This is a genomic window from Ruegeria sp. CE6 (genome assembly GCF_056537485.1).
In genome coordinates this window covers 103,685-123,095 of sequence record NZ_JBQFRR010000001.1, presented here as the reverse complement: position 1 = coordinate 123,095, position 19,411 = coordinate 103,685, and the positions used below count along the sequence as shown (strand labels likewise).

Annotated in this window: 22 protein-coding genes; 9 read left to right on the top strand and 13 right to left on the bottom strand. The window is 58.6% G+C overall.

Annotation, left to right across the window (positions count from 1 at the left end; all coding sequences use genetic code 11):
* The first annotated feature begins 1 nt into the window (after nucleotide 1).
* From ACR0DK_RS00550 to upp, 4 genes are read left to right on the top strand one after another with little or no spacing between them, the layout of a single operon-like run.
* The gene (locus tag ACR0DK_RS00550) at nucleotides 2-1,309 is read left to right on the top strand and encodes a thymidine phosphorylase (protein WP_480735665.1); all 1,308 of its coding nucleotides are present in this window, start codon (nucleotides 2-4) and stop codon (nucleotides 1,307-1,309) included.
* Nucleotides 1,306-2,517, top strand: a complete 1,212-nt coding sequence (locus ACR0DK_RS00545; RefSeq protein ID WP_480734547.1) for a phosphopentomutase — start codon at nucleotides 1,306-1,308, stop codon at nucleotides 2,515-2,517. Before ACR0DK_RS00550 ends, ACR0DK_RS00545 begins: the two co-directional genes overlap by 4 nt.
* On the top strand, nucleotides 2,514-3,500 hold the full coding sequence (locus ACR0DK_RS00540; protein WP_480734544.1) for an adenosine deaminase: 987 nt from the start codon (nucleotides 2,514-2,516) through the stop codon (nucleotides 3,498-3,500). The genes ACR0DK_RS00545 and ACR0DK_RS00540 overlap by 4 nt, the downstream gene beginning before the upstream one ends.
* Nucleotides 3,497-4,129 carry a uracil phosphoribosyltransferase gene (upp, locus tag ACR0DK_RS00535; protein WP_480734541.1) on the top strand — a complete coding sequence of 211 codons (633 nt, stop codon included), beginning with the start codon at nucleotides 3,497-3,499 and terminating at the stop codon, nucleotides 4,127-4,129. Before ACR0DK_RS00540 ends, upp begins: the two co-directional genes overlap by 4 nt.
* A gap of 3 nt (nucleotides 4,130-4,132) precedes the next feature.
* On the opposite strand, the gene ACR0DK_RS00530 is transcribed toward upp, so the two are convergent.
* Nucleotides 4,133-5,146 carry a hypothetical protein gene (locus ACR0DK_RS00530; RefSeq protein WP_170401308.1) on the bottom strand — a complete coding sequence of 338 codons (1,014 nt, stop codon included), beginning with the start codon at nucleotides 5,144-5,146 and terminating at the stop codon, nucleotides 4,133-4,135.
* Between the two features lie 147 nt (nucleotides 5,147-5,293).
* Between ACR0DK_RS00530 and ACR0DK_RS00525 the strand changes: the two genes are divergently transcribed.
* Nucleotides 5,294-6,232 carry a DMT family transporter gene (locus tag ACR0DK_RS00525; RefSeq protein ID WP_480734539.1) on the top strand — a complete coding sequence of 313 codons (939 nt, stop codon included), beginning with the start codon at nucleotides 5,294-5,296 and terminating at the stop codon, nucleotides 6,230-6,232.
* 209 nt (nucleotides 6,233-6,441) lie between these two features.
* On the top strand, nucleotides 6,442-7,218 hold the full coding sequence (locus ACR0DK_RS00520; RefSeq protein WP_480734538.1) for a Hint domain-containing protein: 777 nt from the start codon (nucleotides 6,442-6,444) through the stop codon (nucleotides 7,216-7,218).
* 53 nt (nucleotides 7,219-7,271) lie between these two features.
* Here ACR0DK_RS00520 and ACR0DK_RS00515 read toward each other — a convergent pair whose 3' ends face one another.
* From ACR0DK_RS00515 to ACR0DK_RS00480, 8 genes are all read right to left on the bottom strand, one after another.
* Nucleotides 7,272-9,473 (bottom strand): 3-hydroxyacyl-CoA dehydrogenase NAD-binding domain-containing protein, encoded by a 2,202-nt coding sequence (locus ACR0DK_RS00515; protein WP_480734536.1) that lies wholly within the window; start codon nucleotides 9,471-9,473, stop codon nucleotides 7,272-7,274.
* A complete protein-coding gene (locus ACR0DK_RS00510) occupies nucleotides 9,466-9,954 on the bottom strand; it encodes a cupin domain-containing protein (RefSeq protein WP_480734534.1) in 489 nt (162 codons plus the stop codon). The genes ACR0DK_RS00515 and ACR0DK_RS00510 overlap by 8 nt, the downstream gene beginning before the upstream one ends.
* Entirely contained in the window at nucleotides 9,954-11,165 is a 1,212-nt protein-coding gene (locus tag ACR0DK_RS00505; RefSeq protein WP_170420896.1) for an acetyl-CoA C-acetyltransferase, read from the bottom strand. Before ACR0DK_RS00505 ends, ACR0DK_RS00510 begins: the two co-directional genes overlap by 1 nt.
* Before the next feature lie 12 nt (nucleotides 11,166-11,177).
* Nucleotides 11,178-11,816, bottom strand: a complete 639-nt coding sequence (locus ACR0DK_RS00500; protein WP_480734532.1) for a glutathione S-transferase family protein — start codon at nucleotides 11,814-11,816, stop codon at nucleotides 11,178-11,180.
* A 31-nt stretch (nucleotides 11,817-11,847) separates the two neighbouring features.
* A complete protein-coding gene (locus ACR0DK_RS00495) occupies nucleotides 11,848-12,060 on the bottom strand; it encodes a hypothetical protein (RefSeq protein WP_170391916.1) in 213 nt (70 codons plus the stop codon).
* 53 nt (nucleotides 12,061-12,113) lie between these two features.
* Nucleotides 12,114-13,895 carry an acyl-CoA dehydrogenase C-terminal domain-containing protein gene (locus ACR0DK_RS00490; RefSeq protein ID WP_480734529.1) on the bottom strand — a complete coding sequence of 594 codons (1,782 nt, stop codon included), beginning with the start codon at nucleotides 13,893-13,895 and terminating at the stop codon, nucleotides 12,114-12,116.
* Nucleotides 13,896-13,933: 38 nt separating this feature from the next.
* Nucleotides 13,934-14,335: a MerR family transcriptional regulator gene (locus ACR0DK_RS00485; RefSeq protein WP_039536426.1), complete on the bottom strand. Its 402-nt coding sequence runs from the start codon at nucleotides 14,333-14,335 to the stop codon at nucleotides 13,934-13,936.
* A 172-nt stretch (nucleotides 14,336-14,507) separates the two neighbouring features.
* On the bottom strand, nucleotides 14,508-14,876 hold the full coding sequence (locus ACR0DK_RS00480) for a MerR family transcriptional regulator (RefSeq protein ID WP_170391912.1): 369 nt from the start codon (nucleotides 14,874-14,876) through the stop codon (nucleotides 14,508-14,510).
* Nucleotides 14,877-14,993: 117 nt separating this feature from the next.
* On the opposite strand from ACR0DK_RS00480, the gene ACR0DK_RS00475 reads away from it, so the two are divergent.
* From ACR0DK_RS00475 to ACR0DK_RS00465, 3 genes are read left to right on the top strand one after another with little or no spacing between them, the layout of a single operon-like run.
* Nucleotides 14,994-15,413, top strand: coding sequence for a PaaI family thioesterase (locus ACR0DK_RS00475; protein ID WP_010438901.1), 420 nt, complete (start codon nucleotides 14,994-14,996; stop codon nucleotides 15,411-15,413).
* Nucleotide 15,414: 1 nt separating this feature from the next.
* Nucleotides 15,415-15,933 (top strand): PaaI family thioesterase, encoded by a 519-nt coding sequence (locus ACR0DK_RS00470; protein WP_170391910.1) that lies wholly within the window; start codon nucleotides 15,415-15,417, stop codon nucleotides 15,931-15,933.
* Between the two features lie 2 nt (nucleotides 15,934-15,935).
* A complete protein-coding gene (locus ACR0DK_RS00465; RefSeq protein WP_480734527.1) occupies nucleotides 15,936-17,252 on the top strand; it encodes an MATE family efflux transporter in 1,317 nt (438 codons plus the stop codon).
* Here the strand turns inward: ACR0DK_RS00465 and arsC are convergent.
* From arsC to ACR0DK_RS00445, 4 genes are read right to left on the bottom strand one after another with little or no spacing between them, the layout of a single operon-like run.
* The gene (gene arsC, locus ACR0DK_RS00460) at nucleotides 17,249-17,590 is read right to left on the bottom strand and encodes an arsenate reductase (glutaredoxin) (protein WP_480734526.1); all 342 of its coding nucleotides are present in this window, start codon (nucleotides 17,588-17,590) and stop codon (nucleotides 17,249-17,251) included. The two genes, ACR0DK_RS00465 and arsC, sit on opposite strands and share 4 nt — an antisense overlap.
* Complete coding sequence (locus ACR0DK_RS00455; RefSeq protein WP_480562356.1) at nucleotides 17,587-18,645, bottom strand: quinone-dependent dihydroorotate dehydrogenase; 1,059 nt, start codon at nucleotides 18,643-18,645, stop codon at nucleotides 17,587-17,589. The genes arsC and ACR0DK_RS00455 overlap by 4 nt, the downstream gene beginning before the upstream one ends.
* Nucleotides 18,642-19,073, bottom strand: a complete 432-nt coding sequence (locus ACR0DK_RS00450; RefSeq protein WP_480734524.1) for a DUF1330 domain-containing protein — start codon at nucleotides 19,071-19,073, stop codon at nucleotides 18,642-18,644. Before ACR0DK_RS00450 ends, ACR0DK_RS00455 begins: the two co-directional genes overlap by 4 nt.
* Nucleotides 19,070-19,408: a DUF952 domain-containing protein gene (locus ACR0DK_RS00445; protein ID WP_480734521.1), complete on the bottom strand. Its 339-nt coding sequence runs from the start codon at nucleotides 19,406-19,408 to the stop codon at nucleotides 19,070-19,072. The genes ACR0DK_RS00450 and ACR0DK_RS00445 overlap by 4 nt, the downstream gene beginning before the upstream one ends.
* Between the last annotated feature and the right edge of the window lie 3 nt (nucleotides 19,409-19,411).

Sequence of the window (19,411 nt, the reverse complement as noted above, 5' to 3'; positions counted from 1 at the left end):
CATGGATGCGCGCTCGATCATCGCCAAACTTCGCCGTCAGGAAGTACCAACTGGCGACGAACTAATGTGGTTCGCGCAAGGCCTGGCCGATGGTGGCGTCAGTGACGCGCAGGCCGGGGCCTTTGCGATGGCTGTCTGTATGGGCGGTCTGGGGGCCAATGGGCGGGCTGATCTGACTGTTGCCATGTGCGACAGCGGCGAGGTGCTGACGTGGGATTTGGACGGGCCGGTGGTCGATAAACATTCGACCGGTGGCATTGGCGATTGCGTCAGCCTGCTGCTTGCCCCGGCTTTGGCGGAATGCGGGGCGTATGTGCCGATGATCTCGGGGCGTGGTCTGGGCCATACCGGGGGCACTCTGGACAAGCTCGAGGCCATACCGGGAGTGACCACTCAGATCGGGCAGGCGCGACTGACGCAAGTGCTGAAAGACACAGGGGCAGCCATCGTGGGGGCAACGGGCCAGATCGCCCCTGCGGACAAGCGGCTGTATGCGGTGCGCGATGTGACGGCGACGGTGGAGAGCCTTGACCTGATTACGGCATCAATCCTGTCCAAGAAGCTGGCGGCTAGCCCGGATGCGTTGGTTCTGGACGTTAAGGTGGGCAGCGGCGCGTTCATGAAGACACTCGATGAGGCACGCAATTTGGCGCAGGCCTTGACCGAAACGGCTAATGCCGCTGGTTGCCGTACATCCGCAGTGATCACCGACATGAGCCAGCCCCTTGCGTCCGCGCTGGGCAATGCGCTGGAAGTGGCCGAGGTGATGAAAGCTTTGACCAGCGGGCAGGGATCACCTTTGGCGGAAATCTCGGCCGAGTTGGGGGGCGTTCTCATGGCGGATGCCGGTATGTGCGCTACGGCAGAGGAAGGAAACGCCAGTATAGCCCAAGTGATCCGCGATGGTCGTGCAGCCGAACGGTTCGGACGCATGATGGCTGCCGTGGGTGGACCGGTGCATTTCGTTGACACATGGGATCGGTTTTTGCCGGAGGCCAATGTGATCCGGGAAGTTCACGCTCCGCATGGCGGATATGTCTCGTCCATTGATGGCGAGGCGCTGGGCCTCGCAGTCGTGGCCCTAGGCGGTGGGCGCCAGATCGAGAGCGATGAGATTGATCCGGCAGTTGGCCTGTCGGGCATTCTGAGGGTCGGGGATAAGGTGACCAAAGGCGCTCCGTTGGCGGTTGTTCATGCGGGGCGCGAAGATGCAGCGCAACGGGCTGCCGCGGTGGTGCTAGATGCCATCACGCTGAGTGACGAACCGGTAGCACAACCGCCTCAAATCCATGAAAGGATCAGCGCATGAGCCGCGCTTTCCTGGTGGTGATGGACTCGGTGGGTATCGGCGGCGCGCCGGATGCCGATCAGTTTTACAACGGCACCAAACCTGATACGGGCGCGAACACAGTGGCCCATATCGCGCAGGCTTGTGCCGAGGGGCGTGCGGAAGAAGGGCGGAGCGGTCCGTTGCAACTGCCCAACCTGGATGCCATGGGGCTGGGGGCGGCGACCCGTCTGGCCTCGGGCGCACCGACGCCGGGCCTTGAGGCCGCGCCGACGGGCTTGTGGGGTTGCGCACGTGAATATTCTCCGGGAAAGGATACGCCCTCAGGGCATTGGGAACTGGCGGGTTTACCTGTGCCATGGGACTGGCGTTATTTCCCGGATCGCCAGCCAGCGTTTCCCGAAACCCTAAGCAAGGCTGCCGCCGAGGCAGCGGGGACCGACGGAATATTAGGCGACTGCCATGCCTCGGGGACGACGATCATCTCAGAACTGGGGGCCGAGCATATACGTACCGGCTGGCCGATCTGCTACACGTCTGCCGATAGCGTATTCCAGATTGCCGCGCATGAATACAGCTTTGGGCTCGACCGACTGCTGGGTATGTGCCGCTCACTGGCGCCTCGATTGCACGAAATGAAAGTGGGCCGCGCTATCGCCCGACCGTTTGTCGGAACGCCCGAAAAGGGGTTCACCCGGACAACCAACCGCAAGGATTTTGCCATCGTTCCGCCAGAACCCGTTCTGACGAATTGGGCACAGGATGCCGGTCGCCGTGTGCATGCGGTGGGCAAGATTGGCGATATATTTTCAATGCAGGGGATCGACACGCTGCGAAAGGGTTCGGACGCAGAGTTGATGCGTCACCTGTCGGACCTCGTTGATGAGGCGGAAGAGGGCAGCCTGACCTTTGCAAACTTTGTCGAGTTCGACAGTCTGTATGGCCATCGGCGCGATATCAGCGGCTATGCCCGCGCGCTGGAATGGTTCGATCGTGAAATCGGAGTGATTGCGCAAAAACTACGCCCCGGTGATCTGATGCTATTGACCGCAGACCACGGCAACGACCCCAGTTGGAGTGGCACTGACCACACGCGTGAACAAGTGCCCGTGCTGATCGCAGGGCAGGGCACGGGCGAGATCGGTCCCGTGAACTTTGCCGATATCGCCGCCAGTATAGCGCACCACCTGAACATACCGGCGCAAGGGCCGGGAAGGACTTTTCTATGACAGTCGCTGACCTGCCTAAGATCGAATTACATTTGCACCATGAAGGCGCCGCTCCGCCTAGCTTCATACGCCAACTGGCCCATGAGAAACGAGTGGACCTGAGCGGGATATTCAAACCCGACGGCTGTTATGATTTCCGCGACTTTGCCCATTTCCTTAGCGTTTATGAGGCTGCGTGCGAGGTGCTGAAAACGCCCGAAGATTTCCGCCGCCTGACACTGGCCATTCTGGAAGAGAGCGCCGCGAATGGTGTGGTGTATTCCGAAACATTCCTTAGCCCGGATTTCTGCGGCGGTGGCGATTTGCATGCATGGAAGGATTACCTGACTGCGATTCAGGACGCCGCAGACGAGGCCGAGCGCAAATTCGGGATCACCCTGCGTGGTGTCATCACTTGCGTGCGCCATTTTGGACCCGAGCAAGCCAAGGCCAGCGCCCATTGTGCGGCTGAAACTGCAGGTGACTGGATTACCGGATTTGGTATGGGCGGCAACGAAACCGTCGGAATGCAGGGCGATTTCAAATGGGCCTTTGATTGCGCGCGCGAGGCTGGGTTGCGATTGACGACCCATGCCGGTGAATTTGGCGGTCCAGAGAGTGTTCGGGATGCTGTCCGTGATTTGGGGGTCGAGCGCATAGGCCATGGCGTTCGCGCCATCGAAGACCCGGATCTTGTGTACGAGTTAGTTGACCGGGGCATAACGCTTGAGGTCTGCCCGGGTTCAAACGTGGTACTGGGCCTGTTTCCTGATTTTGCCGCACATCCCATCGCTAAATTGCGTGATGCAGGCGTCAACGTCACGGTATCCACTGACGATCCGCCGTTTTTTCATACCACGATGCGGCGCGAATATGAGATGCTGAATGCAGCGTTCGGCTGGCAAGCCGAAGATTTTGCTGCCCTGAATGAAACAGCCCTGAACGCGGCCTTTTGCGATGAAGAGACCCGCGCGCGGGTCAAGAAAAGACTGGAGACATCATGAGCGATCACCTGACCGTCGTCGACCACCCATTGGTGCAGCACAAATTGACGCTCATGCGGGACAAAGGCACCTCAACCGCTGTGTTCCGGCAGTTGCTGCGCGAGATCACGCTTTTGCTGGCTTATGAGGTCACCCGCGAGATGCCGCTGACCACCCGCCATATCGAAACCCCGATGGAAGAAATGGACGCTCCCATTCTGGCGGGCAAAAAATTGGCGCTGGTATCGATCCTGCGGGCTGGAAACGGGATGTTGGACGGCGTGCTGGAGCTGATCCCCTCTGCCCGAGTGGGCTTCGTGGGGCTTTATCGGGATGAAGAGACGCTGAAGCCGGTCCAATACTATTTCAAAGCTCCCGAGGGTTTGACGGACCGTTTGGTCATTGCTGTTGATCCGATGCTGGCAACCGGCAACAGCTCGGCTGCGGCCATTGATTTGCTGAAAGAGCAGGGGGCGAAAGATATCCGCTTTCTGTGCCTGTTGGCTGCCCCCGAGGGCGTCGTGCGCATGAAAGAGGCGCACCCGGATGTCAAAATCGTCACGGCCGCGCTTGATCGTGAACTGAACTCAAAGGGTTACATTATGCCTGGACTAGGTGACGCCGGGGATCGGATGTTCGGGACCAAATAGGTGCTATTGCCCGCAGATATTCTGTAGCCGGACCCAATCGCGGTCGGGCAGTACCTGTTCCAAAGTACGACCCGCCATCGGATCGGCTTCTATCAATCCAAGAACGGACTCGCCTGTGATATCAAGCGCATAGGCGTATGGGGTCGAGGGTAGGGCGGTCTGTGCAAAAACCGCGAGCAGCACGTCATCGCTTAGCTGCGGCTGTGGACCGGATAGAACCTGCTCGGTGTAGGTGTCCACGATCTCGGGCGTCAATTCGCCGGTGGTCAGCAACCGAAATGCGGCACTCGGGCCAGTACGGTCCAACAGATCGTCCAGCGGTTCCTGCTGAGTTGCCCGCGCGCGCGCGGCTATGATGTATCCGGCGGCAACGGCTGGGTCTTCGTGATCTTCGACCAGTGCCCGGTTTAGCAGCACGGTTCCACCCGGCAGGCTCAGGCTGTCAGGCAGACCTGCTGGTAGGATCACGATTTGGCGGACACCGGTGCGGCGCGCCAGCTGATCCAGCGACGCTTGCGCATCAGGCGAAGAGCAAGCCTTGCCTGACACCCTTTCGATCCGCTGCAGGATTGCATCGCCGATTTCTTGTTGCTTGACCTCTGGCACTACCGAAACAACATGGCGCTGCAGTGCTCTGGGTAGCCAAAACAAAAGCACTGCCAAGACCGCCAGAACAACCCCTGCAACGCTGAGCCAACGCAGCCGTCCGGGATGTGGTCTGGCACGGTCGATGGCGCGCTGCAGCCGGTCAATTGCTTCGATCATTGTGGTTTCAGATTCTGCAAGCTCCAGTGTTTCGCCGGGATCGCCGTCGGGATTGAATATTGCAGGGTAGGTTCCGGGGTTTTGTCGCTCTAGCGCCGCCAGCGACCAATGGGTCAGCGCGCTGTCATTGAAGTCAGAAATCGTCAGAGTGGCTTCACCAATCGATACGACTACTTCGCGCCGTTGCTCATCGGGCGAGGGACGCCACAGACCGGTGGCTTCGATCCGCTGGTACTGTTTGAGTGCGGTCATCGGGTAATGCTGCTCAAATATTATTTTGCGCCAAGCTTAGCATGGCGAAAACCAGCGGCGCAAACCTGTTGCGCAGTGTTTGTGAAATGTGCTGAGTGTGCCGGGTAAGTTTCGGCCAGAACGGGCTGATTAAGGGCAGAGGCGCGGATGCAGTCACAACAACAAACCCATTCAATCATGGCGTCGTTGCTGATGGTTGCGGCCATGTCCATTATCGGCGTGATCGACAATTTCGTGATCCGCGTGGCCGAGAGCGTGGGGCTTTGGCAGTTTCACCTAAGTCGCGCCTTACTGATGCTGCCGCTGATCGCGGTGTTGTCGATATTGGGTTTGGGCACCTTGAGGCCCCGGCGGATTGGTGTCGTCGCGGTGCGCAGCGTGTTGATCACGCTGGCGATGCTCTTCTATTTCAGCGCGCTGGCATTGATGCCCATCGCTCAGGCGCTTGCCGGGTTATTCACATCGCCGATATTCGTGCTGTTGATTTCGGCCCTTTTGTTGAAACAGCGCATAGGTCCCTGGCGGATCGTGGCTGTTTTATTGGGGTTTTCGGGAATTCTGTGCGTATTGCAACCGGACCCGACATCGTTTGATGTAAAGACGCTGCTGCCAGTCGCTGGTGGCTTATTTTACGCACTCAGCGCTGTTGTAACGCGCACCCACTGTTCCAATGAAAGCACTGTTGCGCTGCTGGCGGCGATGGTTGTCACGCTGGGGCTTGCGGGGGCGATCGGACTGATCTGGCTTGCCCTGTTTCCGGTTGGCGTGCCAGTCGGGCCGGATGGCTTCGCGATGCGCGGTTGGGTTTGGCCGATGCAAGACGCGTTGCCTTGGGTTGTGGTTCAGGCCGTGGGCTCAACAATTGCCGTTTTTATGCTGATCAAAGCCTATCAACTGGGTGAGCCATCATATGTCGCAGTCTTTGAATACTCGGTCATGATATTTGGCCCGTTCTTTGCTTGGGTGGCGTTTGGGCAGTCCGTCGGGCAGATGCAAATCATCGGCATTGGCATGATCGCCTCTGCCGGAGTGCTGCTTGGGTGGCGGGAGCGGCGGTTATCCTCGCTACAGCATGCGGCGCAGTAAGAACGGAATAGAATCGGCTTGTATCCCTCATAGCATCGTTTCGAAATGCATATCAAAGCTCGCTCGGAATACTGATTTGTTTATTCAAAACCAGTAAATTGCGGCGAAACTGACCTAATTTGGCCTCAAATGTGGCAAAACTAAGTCCAATTGAGGCACAACTCTAAGACCTTCTGAGTTGTGTGAAGGTGCCAACAGGGGGACGGCACGTGTTAGAGTTAGTGAGTGTTTCGGGGTATTCGAAACGTGAAGTTAAAGGCCGACAGGCCTTTGTGGGACAGGCCGCATCAGCGCGTCGTGGGGGATTGCTGCACGGAACCAAAGTGTCCACAACAGGGGGCTGGAAACGGGTCGAAAGACTAGTTGCAGGCGATCTGGTGCGGACCCGGGACCATGGGTTCAAAGAACTGAGGCGCGTTTGCGTCGACCGGATCGTGGTGCCGGGAGACGAACGCAGGCCCGAGCATCTGCCGATCCTTGTGCCATCCCGAGCAGCTTATAATGGGCGCCCAGTCTGGCTGATGCCGGAACAGGGTATGGCATTGGATCAAGGCAAGCTTGGTGTTGGAATCGAGGGGGTTTCGATTATTCCAGCTCGAACGCTCAGCGGGGTGGGGCGTATTGAGTCCAGCACGCCTGCGCAGTCATTCGATGTCACGTCATTACTCTTTGACGAGGATGAGCTGGTTTTTATCGAGGGCGGATTTCAGGCTTATTGCCCGTCCGGTCGCATGAATACCGGGTCAAGTCGAAACCCTGAGGCCTATGAAGTCGCGGATGCTGAACATGCCGATCTTCTGATCGAGGCCGTGACCGGCAAAGGGAACCTTTCGGCTTTAACCAACCCGTTGGCTGCGTTACCTGCACCCATTCCGCAAGAGCCAATTTTCCCGATCCGACCGGCATCGGGCGTACGTCGACCCGGGCGACCGGGGCGGCCCAATATGCCTGCGCTGTTCCTGCGGCCTGAATGGCAGCTGCAATAGTAGGTGTTTGAGTATGAAGCAGGCGCATGGGCTCATGCGCCTGCTGTCTTTGTTCAGGCGGCCTGTGCTTCGGGGTTGAAGCGGCCATAGAAGCTCTGACCTTTTTCCGCCATCTCGCGCAGCAGCGGCGGGCAGGTAAAGCGCTCACCATAGGCTTCGGTAAGTTGATCGCAGCGTTCGGCGGCGTAGGGCGTACCAATGATGTCCAACCAGCTGAGCGGGCCACCGGACCACGGCGCAAAGCCCCAGCCAAGTATCGCACCCACGTCGCCCTCGCGGATATCTTCCAGAACACCTTCTTCCAGCGCACGGACGGCTTCCAGAACCTGCGCGAACATCAGACGTTCCTGCACTTCAATCAGGTCGGGCTGGTTTGCGGCATGTGGGTATTTGTCCTGCAGGCCCTTCCAATACTCGACGCGTTTGCCCTTGTCGTCATAGTCGAAGAATCCTGCATTGGCCTTGCGACCCAGACGACCTTGTTCTTCCATCCAAAAGATCAGATCATCGCCCGGATTTTCCGGGTAAGCGTTGCCCATAGCTGCCTTAGTAGCGCGGGCGATCTTGGCCCCCAGGTCAATCGAGGTTTCGTCGTTCAGCTGAATGGGTCCTACGGGGAAGCCCAACTGACGCGCCGCATTGTCGATCAGAACAGGGCTGACGCCTTCGGTGATCATCCGCAGACCTTCGTTGATGTAAGGAATAATGCAGCGGTTGGCGTAGAAGAAGCGCGCGTCATTGACCACGATCGGTGTCTTGCGGATTTGGCGCACATAGTCCAGCGCCTTGGCGACAGCACGATCACCGGTTTCCTTGCCTTTGATGATTTCGACTAGGAACATCTTCTCGACCGGTGAGAAGAAGTGGATGCCAATGAATTGCTCGGGCCGTACGCTGGCCCTGGCCAGATCTGTGATCGGTAGGGTCGAGGTGTTCGACGCAAAGATGCAATCCTCGGGGATGATCGCCTCAACCTTCTTGGTCATTTCAGCCTTGACGCCGGGGTCTTCGAACACCGCTTCGATGATCAGGTCGCAGCCTTTCAGGTGCTCCAGATCGGGCGTGGCGGTGATACGGGCCAACAGGGCTTCTTTCTTCTCAGCCGTCGCTTTGCCGCGTTTGATCCCTTTATCCATGTAGCTTTCGCTATAGGCTTTGCCCTTGTCGGCAGCCGCCTGATCGCGGTCGATCAGAACGACCTCCATCCCGGCCTGTGCCGAGACTAGCGCGATACCAGCCCCCATCATGCCGGCACCCAGAACGCCGATCTTCTTGACCCGCTGATCGGGCACGTCCTTGGGCCGCACTGCGCCTTTCTCCAGCGCCTCCTTGTTCAGAAACAGCGACCGGATCATCGCCGACGAGGACGGGTTCATGAGCACATTGGTGAACCAGCGCGCCTCAATCTTCAAGGCGGTGTCGAAGTCAACCAGCGCGCCTTCATAGATCGAACTCAGTAGAGCCTTGGCTGCCGGGAAGGCACCTTGGGTCTTGCCGTTCACCATGGCGCTTGCGCCCACGAAGGTCATGAAACCGGCGGGGTGGTAGGGAGCGCCGCCGGGCATCTTGTAGCCCTTGGCATCCCACGGCTTTACCAGATCGGCTTCCTTGGCGTTCAGTACCCATTCCTTGGCTGCCGCAACCGGATCATCCGCCACCGCGTCGATCAATTGCGCGCCTTTGGCCTTCTTCGGGTCCATCATCTTGCCTTCAAGCAAGACGGGTGCCGCCGCCATTGCGCCGACCATACGGCTGTAGCGCATGGTGCCGCCTCCACCGGGGAAGATACCCAGCAGAATCTCAGGCAGGCCGATCTTGGATTTCGGATTGCTGGTCATCACACGGTGATGACAGGCCAATGCGATCTCAGTCCCGATCCCTGCGCAGGTGCCGTTGATGGCACAGGCGACCGGCTTGCCGCCTTTTTTGGACTTGGGGTCCATGCCTGCCAGTTCCAGCCGACGTAGGATGTTATGGCCACTCATGACGAAATCGAACAGTGCCTGCGCGGGTTCGTCGCCGGCCTCCTGTCGGATCGTGGCGAGCGTGCTCAAGTCCATGCCGCCTGCAAACGACCCTTCTTTGCCACTGGTGATAACGATGCCCTTGATCTCATCATCCGCCAGCGCCTGATCGATCAGATCACCGACCAGAGTGAAGGCCTCGCGCGACAGGACGTTCATGGATTTGCCGGGAACGTCCCAGGTGATGAAGGCGACGCCATCGGCGTCTTTGCTGAGGGTGAAATCAGTCATTGTCATCTCCAATCTGGTCAGCCGTCAGCGGGCTGCCATCCTTGCGAGTGAAAGAGAATCCGTTCTCATCATCTTTCACCATCATGTCTATATCGCTGTAATAGCCGGTCTCGGTCGGGGTCCGGGTGCCCACCACCAGAAAGGTTGCGGGCGTGTCGGTTTTGTTCACAAGGTGATGGCCATTGGCCTCACCTGCAGGCCAAGCGGCGCAGTCACCGGGCAGCATCTCATGCTCGCCATCATCATCGATCAGAATGCATTTGCCGCTGAGAATGATGGCAAACTCGTCCTGCTCCATGTGGTAATGGCGCAGCGAGGATAGCCCCGAGGGCTCCAAACGCACGATGTTGACCCCGTATTGGGTCAGCCCGCCTGCATCTCCGACGCGCTGGACAAAACGACCCGCGGTGGCCTCGGCTAACTTGCCGGGATAAGATGAACCGCCTTTGAACGGTATCTGAGAAAGATCCAGTTTGGGCATCAGACGCGCTCGATAATTGTTGCCGCGCCCATACCGGATGCGATGCAGAGTGTGGCCAGACCGGTTTCCTTGTCCTGACGCTCAAGCTCATCCAGCAGCGTACCGATAATCATCGCGCCGGTTGCACCCAGCGGGTGACCCATCGCGATCGAGCCGCCGTTCACGTTCACCAGCGCCGGATCGACGTCGAACGCCTGCTGGAAGCGCAGCACGACCGAGGCGAAGGCTTCGTTCACTTCGAAAAGGTCAAGATCGCCGATTTTCATTCCGTTGTCGGCCAGAATTTTCTCAGTCACCGGAACCGGACCGGTCAGCATTATGGTCGGATCGGTGCCGATCTTGGCAGTTGCTTTGATGCGCGCGCGCGGCTTCAGGCCGTATTTCTCGCCGAACTCCTTATTGCCGATCAGCACAGCCGCCGCGCCGTCGACGATGCCCGAGCTGTTGCCCGCGTGGTGGATGTGGTTGATCCGCTCAAGATGCGGGTATTTGATCATCGCAACCTTGTCGAAGCCCGGCATTTGTTCACCCATCATGGCAAAGGACGGGTTCAGCGCGCCGAGGCTCTGCATATCTGTTCCGGGGCGCATATATTCGTCGCGGTCCAGAATGGTCAGGCCGTTTTGATCTTTGATTGTGATGACCGATTTCTCGAACCGGTTGTCCTCCCACGCCGCTGCAGCGCGTTTCTGAGATTCAACGGCCAGCGCATCCGCGTCATCGCGGCTGAAACCATATTCGGTCGCGATAATATCTGCCGAGATACCCTGCGGCACAAAATAGGTTTCCATCGCCAAAGACGGGTCAACGGCAATCGCCGCACCGTCGCTGCCCATGGCCACCCGGCCCATCATCTCGACGCCACCTGCGATATAGGCTTCACCCGCGCCGCCTTTGACCTGGTTTGCCGCCAAGTTCACAGCTTCCATGCCCGAGGCGCAGAAACGGTTGATCGCCAGACCGGGGATCGATTCATCTAGATCCGAAGCCAGAACTGCCGAGCGCGCCAGACAGCCACCTTGCTCCATCACCTGCGTGACGTTGCCCCAGATCACGTCCTCAACGGCGTGACCTTCCAGATTATTGCGCTCTTTCATTGCGTTCAGGGTCAGGGCGGACAGGCGCACCGAGGTTACCTCGTGCAGGCTGCCATCCTTGCGGCCCTTGCCGCGCGGAGTGCGCAGGGCGTCATAGATATAGGCTTCGGTCATGGGGTCTTCTCCTTAAGCTCGATCCGACGGGTTGCCGGGCATCAGGTCGTAGGGGTGTTTCCAACCGGGCTGTTCGCAAAGGCGCGTCAGCCAGGCATCGATGTTGGGCCAGTCGGCGCGATCAAAGCCAAATGGTTCGGGATAATAGAGGTAGCCGCAGCAGCTGATATCAGCATTGGTCACGCCGTCACCAACGATCCAGTCGCGGCCTTCAAGATGGGCGTTCAGAGTCTGATAAGCAGCCTTAAGGCGACCCTGATTGAACGCGATCACATCCGGGTTGCGGTGCTTTTCTGGCAGGAAGTTAATCAGGAAACGGGTCAGCCCGGCCATTGAGCTAAGCTTGTGATTGTCCCACAGAACCCATCTGAAAATCTCGTAGTTCTCATCACGATCCTTGCCGCCGAATTTGCCGGACTTCTCGGTGACATAGGCCTGAATTGCCCCAGACTGACTGGTGCGAAAATCGCCATCGACCAGTACGGGTGCTTCGCCCATTTCGTTCACTTCGGCCCGGAATTCAGGGGTGCGCGTTGCGCCGTTGAAAAAGTCGACAAAGACCGCCTCCCACTCCAGACCCGACATCTCAAGCGCCAGAGCGGCTTTGTAGCTGTTTCCGCTTTCACCGAAGCAATGCAGTTTGATGGTCATTTGGGCGCCCCTCCCAAGGCGTATTGCGCGTTCAGCGCTTTCTTGCGTCCAGCTCGGAGTTGAAGATGCGCAATCTGTGCGTCAGGTTCTCGTGATCAATCACGCTATTGAAATTCTCGAACAGGAACGACAAAGCCTCACCTTCATCCAATCCCGCCTCTCGCGCGAATCCGCGGAGTTTGCGATAGCCATCCTCGGTCATGGCGACGGGAAAGCGGCGGGTCAGGCGAAAGCGTTTTGGCATCTTGTCTCCTCCAAGGGTGGGTTCGGGCTACGACGCCCGAGCCCACACTGAGATCAGAAGTTCGCTGCGTCCAGCGCCATTACCGTGTCCGCTCCGGTTTGGATGCGCGCCAAATGCATGGCTGTCGCGGGCAAGCGACGGGCCATGTAGAAGCGACCGGTATTGATCTTGGTCTCGTAGAACTCTTTGTCCGAGGCGCCACCATCCAGCGCTTCGCGAGCGGCTTTCGCCATCTGAGCCCACATCAGGCCCAGGCAAACATGACCAAACATGTGCATGAAGTCATACGAACCGGACAGCGCGTTGTTAGGGTTCTTCATGCCTTCCTGCATGAAATACATGCCAGCGGCTTGCAGGTCCTTGGACGCGGCCTTCAGCGGTTCGATGAACGCTTTGTCATAAGCTTCATCCTTGCCGGTATTTTCCTTGCAGAAGGTTTTAACCATCTCAAAGAACGCCATGACATGCTTGCCGCCATCCTGCGCCAGCTTCCGGCCAACAAGATCCAACGCCTGAACGCCGTTTGCCCCTTCGTAGATCATCGCGATGCGGGCGTCGCGGGTGTATTGCGACATGCCCCATTCTTCGATGTAGCCATGGCCGCCATAGACCTGCTGCGCCTGAACGGTCATGTCGTAGCCTTCATCCGTCAGGAAGCCCTTGATGACCGGTGTCAGCAGCGAGATCAGCCCGTCCGCATCCTTGTCACCCGAGCGGTGCGCCTTGTCGATCATGGTTGCGCCCCACAGGATGAATGCGCGTGCGCCCTCGGTGAAGCTTTTCTGATCCATCAGGTTGCGGCGAATGTCGGGGTGTACGATCAGCGGATCGGCGGGGCCGTCCGGGTTCTTCACACCTGTTACGTCGCGGCCCTGCAGGCGGTCTTTGGCGTATTCGACGGCGTTTTGATACGCTGCCTCGGCCTGAGACAGTCCTTGCATGCCCACACCCAGACGCGCTTCGTTCATCATCGTGAACATGGCGCGCATGCCTTTGTGTTCGTCGCCCAGCAGCCAGCCGGTGGCCTCGTCATAGTTCATGACGCAGGTCGAATTGCCGTGGATGCCCATCTTTTCCTCGATCTTGCCGACCGAAACACCATTACGCTCGCCAGGAGTACCGTCTTCGTTCACGATAAACTTCGGGACAATAAACAGCGACACACCTTTGATGCCCTCGGGTCCGCCTGGAATTTTGGCCAGCACCAGGTGAATGATGTTGTCGGCCATGTCGTGATCGCCCGCCGAGATAAAGATTTTCTGACCGGAAATCTTGTAGCTACCGTCGCCCTGAGGTTCCGCCTTGGTGCGCATCAGGCCCAGATCGGTACCGCAATGCGGTTCGGTCAGGTTCATGGTGCCGGTCCATTCGCAGCTGACCATGTTGGGCAGGTACGTGTTCTTTTGCTCATCCGAACCATGCGCGAGGATTGCCGAGGCTGCGCCGTGGGTCAGGCCCTGATACATCACAAACGCCTGGTTCGCGCCCGAGAACATTTCGCCCACCGCAGTACCCATCACATAAGGCATGTTCTGGCCGCCATACTCTTCCGGCATGTCGAGGCCAGTCCAGCCGCCTTCTTTCATCTGCTCGAAGGCATCTTTGAAACCTGTTGGGGTGTACACAATCCCGTTTTCCAACCGGCACCCTTCGATGTCCCCAACCACGTTCAGCGGGTGCAACACATTGGTGGCAACTTTGCCCGCTTCTTCCAGAACCGCGCCGGTAAACTCGGCCTCCAGTTCATCATAGCCGGGGATATCCGACTGCGAGACTTTCAGAACATCGTGCAGGATGAACTGCGTATCTTTGGTTGGCGCGTTATAGACGGGCATGTGAAGCTCCCTTAATTCATATGTCCGAAAGGCCGGGCTTATTCGGCGGCCTTCTTTTCCTGTTTCATCGAGGCGATAACCTTTTCGCCCCAGCGCAACTGCTCTTTTAGTTCGTCAATGGCCTGCGTCAGCTCTTCGCGGCGCGATTCCATGTCAGCAAGGCGCTCGCACGCGATTTCATAAGTGCGGGACATCTGGGTCAGCTGCTGGTCACCCACGTGGTACAGGTCCAGAAGCTGGCGGATCTCTTCGAGGCTGAAGCCAAAGCGCTTGCCGCGCAGGATCAGTTTCAGGCGTGCACGATCCCGTTTGGTGAACAAGCGCTTTTGGCCCTCGCGGATCGGAAACAAAAGCTCTTTGGCCTCGTAGAACCGCAATGTGCGGGGCGTGACATCATATGTCTCGCACATTTCGCGGATGGTCAGCAGATCTTCGGTCATGGTTCAAACTCTCATCACTGGCGTCATGCAATCTGAGTTGCGCAGTCGATGAGCGTTTTACAACACACAAGTGACGTTTACGTAATGCGGACGCTGCGTCACAAAATAGTTGACGTAACATCCAGTCGCGTAAGCAGGGGTTTCGGCAATTTTCTTGCCGTAGGGGAAGGGGCTATTTCAGCAGGCCGACGGTCTGATCGCGCAATTGCTGAAGCGCATCCATTGCTTCATCCAACTGCGCGCGCTGCTGGCGCAGCTCTTCCATTTGACGATCGGCCATCTCGATAAAGGTCGCCATCTGCGCCTGATTGCCCTGATCCTCGTAGATCAGCAGCCACTGACGAATCTCTTCCAAAGGAAATCCAAACTTTCGACCACGCATGATCAGTTTCATCCGGGCGCATTCACGAGGCCCGTAAAACCGCGACCTGCCTTCACGGTCAGGCTGCAGCAATTCGATGTATTCGTAATAGCGCAGGGTGCGTGGGGTCACGTCGAACTCGGCGCACATTTCTTTGAATGACAAACGGGTGTCGGACATTCCGGGTCTCCTTGGCAGCAACCTAGGGCGTCGTTGCGGCAAGCGCAACAGGTGGGCTTGCCCTTGGTGTAAACGCAGGCCCATAAAGGGGCAGGTACAAGGACAGGACCCAACCCCATGGTCGATAAGACAGTTTTAGCGCGGCAATTCATCGAGGCGATTCCGCACGCCAAGGCCTTGGGGCTTGATCTGACCCACATCGGAGAGGGCGAGGCTGAAATCTCGATGCCCTATAACGAGCAACTGATCGGCGACCCTCGGACTGGCGTGATCCATGGCGGGGCTGTGTCGGCCATGCTGGATACCTGTTGCGGTGCCGCAGTGATGAGCCACCCCTCGGCCCCGGGAGGAACCGCCACCATCGATCTGCGTATTGATTACATGCGGGCCGCAACGCCGGGTCAAAGTATCCGGACCCGCGCGACCTGCTATCACATCACGCGCAACGTGGCTTTTGTGCGGGCGACGGCGACGGATGATGACAGCGACCGTCCCGTTGCCACCGCTTCAGGTGCCTTCACTGTGGAGGGTCGCTGAGATGGCAAGACCTCGCCCAGAACCTATGCAGGTGGTCAAGCAACGCCGTGATGCCGCATTGACCGCGCTGGTCGAAGGTGTGCCGTATATTCGGTTCCTCAATATAACATTCGACCGGCGGGGGGACGAACTGACAGGCGTTCTGAATTTCGATGAGAAGTTGATCGGTAATCCTTTTCTACCCGCTATCCACGGTGGGGTGACAGCGGCGTTTCTGGAAGTCACTGCCGTAATCACGCTGAGTTGGGAACATATGTTTCCCAGGATTGAAAGCGGTGAGATCGGTGCGGAGGACATCCTGACTGACGTGAATATCCGCTTTCCCAAAACCATCGACTTCACGGTCGACTACCTGCGGTCGGGCCTGCCGCGAGACGCCTATGCGCGCGCTTTCATCAACCGCTCGGGTCGACGTTATGCCTCTGTCCGGGTCGAAGCCTGGCAAGACAATCACGCCAAACTCTTTGCGCAAGGTACGGGGCACTTCCTGATGCCGCAATCTCCGACATCGAAAGACTAAGGATGGAGGACGCCTCAGCGCCCATTACCCATCGGCGCGTTTTGAAAATCGCGTTGCCGATCGTGCTGTCGAACGCGACCGTACCGATCCTCGGGGCAGTGGATACCGGCGTTGTCGGTCAGATGGGGCAGGCCGCCCCCATCGGGGCTGTGGGCATGGGTGCGGTGATCCTGTCTGCGATCTACTGGATTTTCGGCTTTCTGCGGATGGGCACCACCGGGCTGGCGGCACAGGCGCGCGGTGCAGGTGACACTGCAGAAACCGGAGCGTTGCTCATGCGAGGCTTGCTGCTGGGCGGAACAGCAGGATTGGTCTTCATTGCCGCGCAGGTTTGGGTATTCCTTGGAGCTTTTGCACTGTCGCCCGCCAGCGCCGAAGTCGAGTCTCTGACGCGCGCCTATCTGGAGATTCGCATCTGGGGCGCTCCGGCCACGATTGCCCTTTATGCGGTGACAGGCTGGCTGATCGCAGTCGAACGCACGCGAGGTGTATTCATCCTGCAGATATGGATGAATGGGCTGAATATAGCGCTGGATCTATGGTTCGTGCTTGGCCTGGGCTGGGGTGTCGAGGGCGTTGCCATCGCGACACTGATTGCCGAGTGGACGGGTCTTGCCCTGGGTTTGTGGCTTTGTGGTGATGCGTTTGGCGGCAAGCAATGGCGGGATTGGCCGCGTATTTTTGATGCCGCACGGCTGCGCCGGATGATGCAGGTGAATGGCGATATCATGGTGCGCTCGGTTCTGTTGACCGGAGCATTCACCACGTTTTTGTTTGTCGGTTCCGATCTGGGCGACGTGAATTTGGCGGCCAATCAGGTGTTATTGCAGTTTCTCGAAATCACCGCATTCGCTTTGGACGGATTTGCTTTCTCGGCTGAAGCTCTTGTCGGAGGAGCCGTCGGTGCTCGCGACCGCCGGAAGGTCCGGCGCGCGTCGGTCATGGCTTCGCAATGGGGCGTTGGCGGGGCCATCGGGCTTGGGCTGGTGTTTTACCTGGCAGGGCCCGCGCTGATCGATCTGATGTCGACATCGCCTGATGTTCGGGCGACGGCACGCGAATATCTGATCTGGGCCGCTCTGGCACCGGTCATCGGAGTGGCAAGCTGGATGTTCGACGGCATCTATATCGGGGCCACCTGGACCCGCGATATGCGTAATGCGATGATCCAGTCAGTCGCGCTGTACGTGGTTGCGTTGTTCGTGCTGGTGCCGACGATGGGCAATCATGGTCTTTGGGCCGCGCTGATGGTGTTGAACATCGCACGGGGCCTTACGCTTGGTTGGCGCTATCCGCGACTTGAGGCACAGATCGCCTAAAGCAAGTCCAGCAGGTTCTCGGGCGGGCGTCCGATAGCGGCTTTGTCGCCCGCGATGGCCAGCGGACGTTCGATCAGGATCGGGTGTTCGGCCATGGCCTGAACAAGCTCCTCATCGGGCGAGGTCTTGGCCAGACCAAGCTCTTTGAACGTTTTCTCTCCGGTGCGCATCATGCTGATCGCCGGGATATTCAGCTTGGCCAGAACCGTCCGGATTTCATCGGCCGAGGGCGCGTCTTCGAGGTATTTGCGCACCTCAGGATCTGCGTCGTTTTCCTGCAGCAACGCCAACCCCGCGCGGGATTTGGAACAGCGCGGATTGTGCCAATATTCGATCATAGCCAGTCCTCTCGTTTGCTGCCCACCGCCTGTGCGACCGAGGCGAAGCCGTCGCGTGCCAGCAATGCATCCAGCCCCTGCGCGATGTCAGCGGCCAGGGAAATCCCGCCATAGACCATCGCCGTGTAGAACTGCACTGCGGACGCTCCGGCGCAGATCTTGGCATAGGCCTGTTCTGCCGTGCTGATGCCGCCGACCCCGATCAACGGGATATCTGCGCCCGTCAAATGGCTGAGCTGCGCCAGCACCCGCGTCGATTTCTCGAATAACGGCGCGCCGGACAGGCCTCCGGCCTGATCCTTGTGCGCACTGCGCAGGCCATCGCGCGACAGTGTGGTGTTGGTGGCGATCACCGCGTCCACGCCGGTTTCACGGGCGACAGCGGCGATATCCTGCAATTCGTGCTCAGTTAGATCCGGGGCGATCTTCAGGAAGATCGGGATCGGGCGGGGCAGGGCGTTTCGGGTTTCGATCACACCGCTCAGCAACGCAGTTAGCGCCGCTTTGCCCTGCAAATCTCGCAGCTTTTCGGTATTGGGCGAGGACACGTTGACGGTGGCAAAGTCCAAATGCGCAGCGCATTGGGCAAGCACTTTTGCGAAGTCTCCGGGCCGATCATCACTGTCTTTGTTGGCCCCAAGGTTCAAACCGATCACCGCGTCCTTTGGACGCTGCGCCAGACGCGCGGCCATGACCTCCATTCCCTCGTTGTTGAAGCCAAAGCGGTTGATGGCGGCGCGATCTTCGGTCAGGCGGAACAAGCGCGGTTTAGGATTGCCGGGCTGCGGACGGGGTGTCACCGCCCCGACTTCGATAAACCCGAACCCGGCGCGTGAAAGCGGCAACAGTGCTTCGCCATTTTTGTCAAACCCTGCGGCCAGTCCGACGGGGTTGGGCAAATCCAGACCCGCGACTCGGGTCTTCAGTCGGTCCGATGTGACCGGCCCAGGCGTCGGTGCAAGCCCCGAGGTCAGGGCCTTGATCGAAAGCCCATGCGCGGTTTCCGGGTCAAGACGGTGCAGCGCAGCGAGCCCAAGTTTTTCGGTCAGTTTCATCCGAAGGAATCTCCACCCTCTGTCGGCGCGCAGCGGATCAGGCGCGAGGTTTCAACGGCGGCTTGCCGGTGCATCACGGCAGCGCGATAAGCTGGGTCGGTTACCATCTCAAGAAACGCATGGGCGGTGGGATAGCGGGCGATAAACACTTCGTCCCATTCTTCAACCTGCGGCCCGATAAGCGTAGTCTGAAACGTACCGCGCCAAAGGATCGTTGCGCCTATGCGGGCGATGATTGGGGCAGTCTCTGCCCCGTATTTGCGGTAGGCTTGCGCTCCGGTCAACCCAGCATTGGCCAGCGGATGATCCGACGGATACTGTGCTGTGTCGCGGAACTTCACCAGGTTGAGCATCTCGATCGGATGGTCACGGTTGAGGTCTTTGAATGCCTCAAACTGTTCCCGATCCGGGTCGATGAAGCGGGTCATTCCATCCCCTCCGGGAACCGGTGGGTTTGACCATCAAAGGGCAGATCGCGCGACCAGACCACATCCGACATTCGAATCTGGCGGTAGAGATGGGGGAACAATGCGCCGCCACGGGAAGCCTCCCATTTCAGATCGTCACCCATCGCCTGGCTGTTACAGGCCAAGAGGGTCAGGCCCTCGACCCCGGCAAAATGCTTGGCAGCGGTTTCAGCGGCCTGTTCTGCGGTTGAGAAATGAACATATCCATCCGACACATCAATCGGTGCACCATCCGAAGCCCCTTGTGCCTGCAGGTTTGCCCATTCATCGGCGCGGAAGATCTTGTAAATCAGCATGAA